Annotated in this window: 7 protein-coding genes; 3 read left to right on the forward strand and 4 right to left on the reverse strand. The window is 64.4% G+C overall.

What is annotated here, in order from left to right; genetic code table 11:
• A partial coding sequence (locus KIH79_RS12360) for a hypothetical protein (protein ID WP_219059648.1) occupies positions 1-188 on the forward strand: 188 nt, incomplete at its 5' end.
• Between the two features lie 67 nt (positions 189-255).
• Here KIH79_RS12360 and KIH79_RS12365 read toward each other — a convergent pair.
• On the reverse strand, positions 256-1,536 hold the full coding sequence (locus tag KIH79_RS12365; protein ID WP_420829381.1) for a class C sortase: 1,281 nt from the start codon (positions 1,534-1,536) through the stop codon (positions 256-258).
• A gap of 115 nt (positions 1,537-1,651) precedes the next feature.
• Between KIH79_RS12365 and KIH79_RS12370 the strand changes: the two genes are divergently transcribed.
• Positions 1,652-2,044 (forward strand): hypothetical protein, encoded by a 393-nt coding sequence (locus tag KIH79_RS12370; protein ID WP_219059650.1) that lies wholly within the window; start codon positions 1,652-1,654, stop codon positions 2,042-2,044.
• Between the two features lie 129 nt (positions 2,045-2,173).
• Here the strand turns inward: KIH79_RS12370 and KIH79_RS12375 are convergent, their stop codons facing one another.
• On the reverse strand, positions 2,174-3,034 hold the full coding sequence (locus KIH79_RS12375; protein WP_219059651.1) for a hypothetical protein: 861 nt from the start codon (positions 3,032-3,034) through the stop codon (positions 2,174-2,176).
• Between the two features lie 28 nt (positions 3,035-3,062).
• On the opposite strand from KIH79_RS12375, the gene KIH79_RS12380 reads away from it, so the two are divergent.
• Entirely contained in the window at positions 3,063-3,263 is a 201-nt protein-coding gene (locus KIH79_RS12380) for a hypothetical protein (protein ID WP_219059652.1), read from the forward strand.
• Here KIH79_RS12380 and KIH79_RS12385 read toward each other — a convergent pair.
• Positions 3,254-4,525: a glutamate-cysteine ligase family protein gene (locus KIH79_RS12385; RefSeq protein WP_219059653.1), complete on the reverse strand. Its 1,272-nt coding sequence runs from the start codon at positions 4,523-4,525 to the stop codon at positions 3,254-3,256. The two genes, KIH79_RS12380 and KIH79_RS12385, sit on opposite strands and share 10 nt — an antisense overlap.
• Before the next feature lie 264 nt (positions 4,526-4,789).
• The coding region (locus KIH79_RS12390; protein WP_219059654.1) for an acyl-CoA dehydratase activase-related protein at positions 4,790-8,251 on the reverse strand (3,462 nt) is incomplete at its 5' end.

The following is an 8,251-nucleotide window of genomic DNA, read 5'->3' on the forward strand; positions in this document are numbered from 1 at the left end:
GGGGAAGCTCGCTCGCTGAGCGGCAACAGGTGATTAACTTACACGCACCAGCCACCAAACGCAAACCAGCAACACAAAAAACAGCCAAAACCATTGAAAACACAGTCAACCATCGGCGTGTCGCAAAACCATCAATCCACCCCGATCACCGGTCCCGCCACACCCCGAGCCGCTACCACACAGACTAACCCCCGCAGGAAACGCCAACGTGAACGCGACACGACATATGCGCGAATCGCAACGATCCTCCGCACATCACGCCGCAACGTGTCCGGCCGCATCGTCAGCCGGGCCGTCAGCCAAGCCGTCATCCGCATCGCCAGCAGCACCGTCATCCGCATCACCGCCGGCATCGCCGGTCGCGCCGGCAACGTCACCGTTGCCGTCCCTGCGAACGTCACCGGCCGCATGCCGCATCGCCATCACCGGCCGCTCGCGCCTCCGCCGGCGAACCACGGCGAACGTGCCCCAGCCGACGACCAGCAGTCCGCATCCGATCGCAACGCCGACCGTACGCCCGTCGATCACGTCGTTCGGATACGGGGCGGGCACCGGGATCGCGACGCGGTGCCCGGACACCAGCAGTCGGTGCGTGTTCACGCCGTACGGCGTGCACGTCATGAGCGTCACGCGGTCCTCGCCGTCCACCACGCGCAGCAAACGGGTGTCGTCCGGCTTGATCACGCTGATCCGATCCACCTGATAGGCAAGCGTCTCCCCCATCACTTCGATGTAGAAGAAATCGCCCTGCTGCATCTCGTCGAGTCGCGTGAACATGAGCGCTTCGACCAGGCCTCGGTGCCCGGTGATGACCGAATGCGTCGACTTGCCGCCCACCGGCAGGCTCGTGCCGTACAGGTGCCCCGCGCCGGAGGCGAGCGCCTCCTGCGACGTGCCGTGGTAGATCGGCAGGTCGATCGACACCTTCGGCACGCGGATGGTGCCCATCACGCCGCCGCCGGTGTCGAGCTGCGACTGGTAGTCCTTGTCCTTGGCCGACGTGGTGTCCTCGCCTTTGGCCTGTGAGCCGCCGGCCTGCGAGGAGAACGGGTCGATGGCCTCGCCCAGCACCGGCTGTCCGGACGCGGCGAGCCGTTTGTTGTATTCGCGGGCCGACGCGAGTTCGTCGTGCACTTTCTGCGGCGACCAGTCGGCCACGCGTGCGGCGATGGCGTCCGACGTGCGCTGCAGTTCGACCGCGTTGCGATACTGCAGCGCGAGCGGATATCCGGCGACCGCGATCGCCGCGACGAGCAGCAGCGCCGCGAACACGCGCATCATGATCAGCGATCGGCGCAGCTTGCGGCGCATGATCATCACGTCGGTCACGTCGATCACTTCGGCGAACGTATGCTGCGTGAACGACGGCTGCGCTGATCGCGACGTCAATCGGGTCGCTTGATTCGTGCGACTTGCAGCACGTTGGCCACCAGTTCGGCCGCCGTGCCGCCCGTGACTCGCGCTCTTCCTCATCGGATCCGCCTTTCCGCCGCGAATCATGCCGCAGCAACCGAACCGTACCGCTACCATCGTAATGCGCGACCGGCCGCGCCGAACATAAACGAGCATCATCATGCACAATCAATCGTCGACGGACGCGAACGGGCACCGGATCGGAAACCCAGCAGCAGCAGCAGCTACAATCGAGGGCATGAGCAAGCAGACGGTCATTCGCGTCAGCTTCGACGACGATCTCGAAGCGGCCCGTTTCCTCCAGTCATGCCGCAGGAAGGGCCTGAACGCGCAGCTGGAGGATTTCCGCCCCATCGGCGACGTCAAGCGCAACGGTCCGGACTTGGCCGCATGGCTGCGCGCAAAACGCGGCTGGCAGGTCGTGCTCGCCTCCGCCAACCGGCGCAGCGCGTGGAACGCGGCATGGAAGATTTCGCACGGCACGCGCCGCGGCTTCGAGGATCTCATGTTCGAGGCGCGCACCGTGAACCGCAACGGCGAATGGGTGGTCGAGGCGCGGTGGAAGGGCCATCCGACCGCCAAAGGCAAAGACAGGGACAAGCCGGAAAGCAGCATGGAGCCGCTGTTCTGATCGCTTCCCGCCCGGTCGTTGCTCACCGCAGCATTCCGCCGCGGAAAACGCAAAAGGTTGGGATCCCTGATACTTCAGTGCTTCATCAGGGATCCCAACCTCGCTATTCCGACATGCCAAATCGCGGCGTCATCCGACCGATCCGTCATGATGCCTTTTCCATGCCAAGGTGAGCATGGGGATGATCGCGATCAGCAGACAGACAAACACCGCCATGAGGGCGGATTCGGAGCCGTCGACCGCCCGACGCTCCATAACGGCTTCCGCCGAACCGTCGGCCGTCGACCCGCCGCCACCCGCGGCGAGAGGATCGTCGGTCTTCGCGTCGGCCACATCCTTCATGACGATCCGGTTCACGGCATCGAAGAATTCCTGCTCGCTGACCGTCGTCTTAATGTACGTGGCGGATGAGTCGCCGAGCGGGGTGACCATGCCGTCCTTGAACATGAAATACCCTATCGGCGCCCTGTACAGTTCGGCGAAGCGCCCGCCATCCCGGTACGTCGTCTCGAGATAGCGCGCCACCGCCTTGTCCGGACTGGACATGTACGGTTCGGCTTTGCGTGTCTTCGGGTCAAGCGTGACGCTGGTGAATCCCGCCGGCGCACCGTCGACGTATACCGCGGCGATCCAGGTGTCGCCCACCAGATGATTGTTGTCACCGTTGCCGTCCGACTGGATGCGGTAATAGGTCTGCATGTACCGAAGATCCGGCGTGGTGTCGCCACCCGCAGCGTCGCCACTATATGTCTTCGCGGATGATTCCTGTTGAGACGCGATGTATTGCGTCGCGTCCATGGCATTGTCTTGAAAAACCTGAATGACCTCGGACGGAATTCCATCCTCCGCCGAATCCGCGTGGGACACGGGCGGCATCAACAGGCAGAAGAGCGTCACAGTGGTCGCAACCGCCCCCCCCAATAATGCGATGATGCTTGTTGTTATGTTCGTTCGCATGATAATCAGAGATCCTTCAACGTCATAGACCACGTATACGCGGCACGAAATTGAGTCAACCATGATGCAGCAACCAACATCATTGTTGGAGAAACACGCATGCACCCGGACCGGCGTACACGATCGAACACCTCATCGATACACACCAGCGTATCACTTCGATGTTGTCGATGTCGCCGGCCCGGACATACCACGGCCGAACAAGATGGTCGTGCAGGATCTCATCATGGGCGCCGCCGCGACTTGCGGCCGCTACGCCTGAAACACGTCCGGATGCTTCGGATCGCCCGGCTCGTCGGCGAGGATGCCCTCGATGCCGAGGAATTCCTTCCAGAATTCGAGCGGCTGGCCGTACGGCGCCGAGTTGCGGCCGTGCGCCTGCAGGTTCGCCTTCGCCTCGAACACGTCCTCCTCGCGGATGCCGTCGAAGTAGCTGACCAGACGCTCGCGATTCGACGGATCGTAGAACAGCGACGCGATGATTTCGGTGAGCCGTTCGGCGCGCGCGATCGGCAGCGAATCCCAGTGGCGCAGCTCGATGAAGTTCTTGAGACGCACGTCGTTGAAGTGCGTGGAGATGATGTGGTTGATCTCGTACGGGTTGAGTTCGCGGTCCGGGTACACGTCGCCCGCGTTCTCGTAGAACGCCGGATGGTGCAGCTCTTTGCCCGTGAGGCCCTCGGCCTCCGGCGTGTGGGTCAGGTCGGCGAACATGAGCGGCGTGGACAGCACGTCGACCGCATAGTCCTCCCAGCCGAAGCGCGGATCGAACAGGCCGGGGATCACGTTCGTGCGCTGGAAGTCGAGATAGTCCCACATGCGCTGGCGCAGCAGCGGCCACGGGTTCGGCCGTCCCTCGAAATACGGGGTGTTGCGGAAATACCAGGCGAGGATCGGGCCGACGATCGTGCCGAGACGCAGCTTTTCGATGGAGTCCTGCTCGTCGACGTAGTCGATGCTCACCTGCGTGGACGACGAGCAGCGCATCATGCACGGGCCGAACTGGCCGACGCGGCCAAGGTACGCGGTCATCGCGTCGTAGCGGTCCTTCGGATTGACTTTGACGTCCGCATAGCTGGACTTCGGCTGGTAGCCGTAATTGACCAGGCGGAAATCAAGCTCGTCGAGCACCGGGTCGACGTCGCGGCGGAACGCGCGATACAGCGTGTTGAGGTCCTCGGGCTTCTTGAGAATGCCGAGCGAGCATTCGACCTGGCCGCCCGGCTCGAGCGAGACGGTGATGCCCTCGCGCGCGAGGCCGACCAAGTGGCCGTTCTCCCAGTATTCCTTGTCCTTGTCGTAGTACGGGGCGATGCGGCGCAGCAGCGTTTCGATGCCGTTGGGCTCGTAGTAGCTCACCGCGGTGTCGTCGCTGTTATGCACCGGCAGATGCTCGATCTCGACGCCGAAACCGCCCGTGCCGCGTTTGGAGCGGCCGTGCTCGAAGAAGTCGAGCAGGCTCTGGACGTGCTTCGGATTCGGCTTGGCCAGCAAATGGGCATAACTGATGCGCGGTGTACTCATGCGCCCAGCTTAGCGGAATGTTGCGCGGTGACGCGGCCGGACGGCTATACGGAAAATCGATAACCCGCAGTCGCCGGCCGGGCAGTGGCCACGGGTTGTTCCCGTACGCAATCGTCGGACGATCACGGGACAGGCGCTCTTCTGCGTGACATCCGTGCTACTCACCGGCGCATACTCTCACGAATGTCACGCAAATATCCCGCTTTCCGTGACATTCACCCCAGTATCCCGGCTCTACCATCCCGAATGTCACGCAACCACGGGCTAATCCGCGCTGGCGAAGCCCTGCGGCTCACCAGCAGCGGCGAACTTGGCGTCGTGCGCCTTTTTCGCCGCCGCGATCATGAGCTTGATGCGGTTGAGCTGGTTCGCCTCGCTCGCGCCCGGATCGTAGTCGATGGAGACGATGTTGGCCTCCGGGTGCAGGCGGCGGATCTTGCCGAACATGCCGCGGCCGGTCACGTGGTTCGGCAGGCAGGCGAACGGCTGCGCGCAGATCACGTTCGGGCATCCCTGTTCGATGAGCTCCAAAATCTCCGCGGTCAGCAGCCATCCTTCGCCGGCCTGCACGCCGATCGACGTGACCTCGGCCGCCTTCTTGACGAGCTCGGGCATCGGATCGTCCTGCTTGAACTTGCCGTGCGCGGTGGCGATGGCCGCCTTGATCGGCGCATTGTACCGGTCGAGGCCCCAGCGCATGAGCGCGTAGAGCTGCTGGTTGCCGCCCATGCCGAGGTTGCGTTCGTTCCAGTCGGTGATGTACGGGCGGGTCGTCATGAATTCCATGATGCCGGGCACCACGGCCTCGCAGTCCTGCGATTCGATCACGTCGACCACGTGGTTGTTCGCGTCCGGCTGGTACTTGACGAGGATCTCGCCGACGACGCCGACGCGCACCTTGCGCGGAATGTCGCGCAACGGCAGCGCGTCGAACGACTTGACGATCTCCTTGGCGAGCACCGGGTACGGCAGATACGCCTTCCTGAGCCACGGGGTCTTGGCCGCGGTCTTGGAGAAGCCGTGGTGCTCGAGCGTCTCGCGCACGATCGCGTCCCACTGCTCGTACAGGCGGTTGGCCGCGCCCGGCTCGACCTCGTACGGGCGCACGCGGTACAGGCACTTCATGAGCAGGTCGCCGAGGATGAGGGCCTTGATCGCGCGGTGCAGCAGCGCCGGCGTGGCCTTGAAGCCCGGGTTGTCCTCGAGACCTTGCGTGGAGATCGCGATGACCGGGATCTGCGGGTAGCCCGCGTCGATGAGCGCCTTGCGGATGAGGCCGAAGTAGTTGGTCGCGCGGCACATGCCGCCGGTCTGCGTGATCGCGAGCGCGACGTGGTCGGGATCGTACTTGCCCTGGATGATCGCGTCGATGAGCTGTCCGATGACCATGATGGCCGGGTAGCAGGCGTCGTTGTTCACGTATTTGAGGCCGGTCTCGACGTCCTCGCGGCTAGCGTGCTTGAGGATGTCGAACTTGTAGCCACCGGAGCGGATGACCGCCTCGACGAGGGACATGTGGACCGGGCTCATCTGCGGGGCGACGATCGTGTAGTCCTTCTTCATGTCCTTGACGAACTTCTGTCGGTGCGCGTAGCGCGACATGGTCGCGTTGTTGTGCCCGGACTTGGACTTCTTGGCGATCTTGCCGGGCGTGTCCACCGTGCCGTCGGATCCGGCGAGCACGGTCTTGGCATTGACGGCAGCCTCGATGTCACGCTGCGCGGCGAGGCGCGAGGCGCGGCGCACCGATGCGGTGAGCTTCGGATTGGCGGCCATCGTCGTGTCGAGCAGGACCTGACGGCCCGGGGTGGGCGCTTGCGATCCGGTCTTGCGGAAGCCGGTCGACTTCGGCGCGCCGGACAGGGCCGCATCGTCGGCAACGGCAGCCGAGTCCGCAGCCGCACGCTTCGCCTCCGCGGCCTTGACCGCGGCCTGCGCGGCGGCGAGCTGTTCCTTCGCCGCAGCGAGCTGCGTTTCAGCGGCGGCCAGATCGGCCTGCGCCTTGGCTCGCGCGGCCTTGCGTGCCTTGATTTCGGCGGCGGACGGCTCGGCGGCGATCGTCTGGTCCTGCTTGCCGACGAGCTGCGCGGCGGACGAACCGGCTACGCCGACACCGTGCGCGGCGGACACGGCCGCGACGGCCTTCGCCTTGTTGCGTTCGCGCTCCTCGACCGCGGCCTTGAGCGAGCGCAGACGGATCTTCGCGGCACCGAGGTTCGACACTTCGTCGATCTTGAGCAGCGTGTACACGTCGGCCTTGTCGGCGAGGATTTCCGAGACCTGATCGGTGGTGATCGCGTCGAGGCCGCAGCCGAACGAGTTGAGCTGCACGAGCTCGAGTCCCGGGTACGAGGCGACGAAATGCGCCGCCGCGTACAAGCGCGAATGGTAGGCCCACTGGTTGGTCACGCGCAACGGCATGCGGTTGACGCTCACCTTGCGGTCACCGACGTGACGGAATCCGTTCGCGTTCTTCTTGCGCGGATCCTCCTCGCCGGCGGCGAGGAACTCGGTCAGGTCGAGCTTCTGGCCCGGCTGCAGTCCGCAGATCGAATCCTCGGAGAGCACGACCATGCCGAGCGAGCAGATCGTTTCGGGGATGCCGTGGTTGATCTCCGGGTCGACGTGATACGGGCGGCCGGCGAGCACGATGCCGCGGCAGTCGTGCTCCTTCATGTACGCCAGGGCCTTGAGGCCTTCCTGCTGCACGTCGTTCTTGAACACCTTGTCCTCGGCGTACGCGGCCTTGACGGCCGTTTCGGCCTCCTCGCGCGTCACGTTCGCCCACGCGAACTCCTCGACGATGCGGTCGACCATGAGCTCGTGGTTGGCGAGGTTGAAGTACGGGTGCATGTAGCGCACGCCCTCGGCGCGCAGTTCGGGCATGTTCGCGCCGATGACGAGCGGATAGTTCGCCACGACCGGGCAGTTGTAGTGGTTGTCGGTGTTGGGCACGAGGTTGTCCTCGTAGCTCACGCACGGGTAGAAGATCGTCTTGACGCCCTTGTTGAGGAGCCACTTGATGTGGCCGTGCACGAGCTTGGCCGGGTAGCAGATGTTCTCGGAGGCGATCGATTCGATGCCGGTCTCGAACAGTTCGTGCGAGCTGCGGCCGGAGATCATGACCTTGAAGCCGAGCGACGTGAGCAGCGTGAACCAGAACGGGTAGTTCTCGTACATGTTGAGCGCGCGCGGGATGCCGATTTCGCCGCGGGTGGCCTTCTTGTCGGTCAGGCGGCGGTAGGCGAAGCAGCGCTTGTACTTGTAGTCGTACAGGTTCGGCCGGTCGGAGCGCTGCTTCTTCGCGTCGCCGCCGCGCTCGCAGCGGTTGCCGGTCACGAAGCGGGAGCCGTCGGAGAACGTGGTGATGGTGAGCTTGCAGTGGTTCTGGCACAGCTTGCACACGTCGCGTTCGGTGGTCATCGACATATTGTCGAGCGCTTCGCCGGTCAGGATCGACGATGCGGTGTGGTGCACGCCGTCGACGACGACTTCGTGCTCGTGACCGGCGGCGACGTCGGCCGCGTTGGTCACGTCGACGCCGGCCATGTCCGCGGACGTAACCGCGGCGGCATCGTCCGCGCCGACGTTCGCCGATTCGGCCGACGTGCCGTCCGCGAGCACGTGCTCGTGATCGTCGTCGGCGACGTCCTCGTAATGCATACGCGCGGTGAGCGCCGCGCCGTACGCGCCCATGAGTCCGGCGATGTTCGGTCGCGTCACCTC

The sequence above is a fragment of the Bifidobacterium miconis genome, from assembly GCF_019331735.1.
GTDB lineage: Bacteria > Actinomycetota > Actinomycetes > Actinomycetales > Bifidobacteriaceae > Bifidobacterium > Bifidobacterium miconis.

What these genes read in the sequence shown, in the direction of transcription:
- KIH79_RS12385 (WP_219059653.1), bottom strand. Translation starts at nt 4,525, where the DNA reads ATGAGTACACCGCGCATCAGTTATGCCCATTTGCTGGCCAAGCCGAAT.
- KIH79_RS12370 (WP_219059650.1), top strand. Translation starts at nt 1,652, where the DNA reads ATGAGCAAGCAGACGGTCATTCGCGTCAGCTTCGACGACGATCTCGAA.
- KIH79_RS12380 (WP_219059652.1), top strand. Translation starts at nt 3,063, where the DNA reads ATGATGCAGCAACCAACATCATTGTTGGAGAAACACGCATGCACCCGG.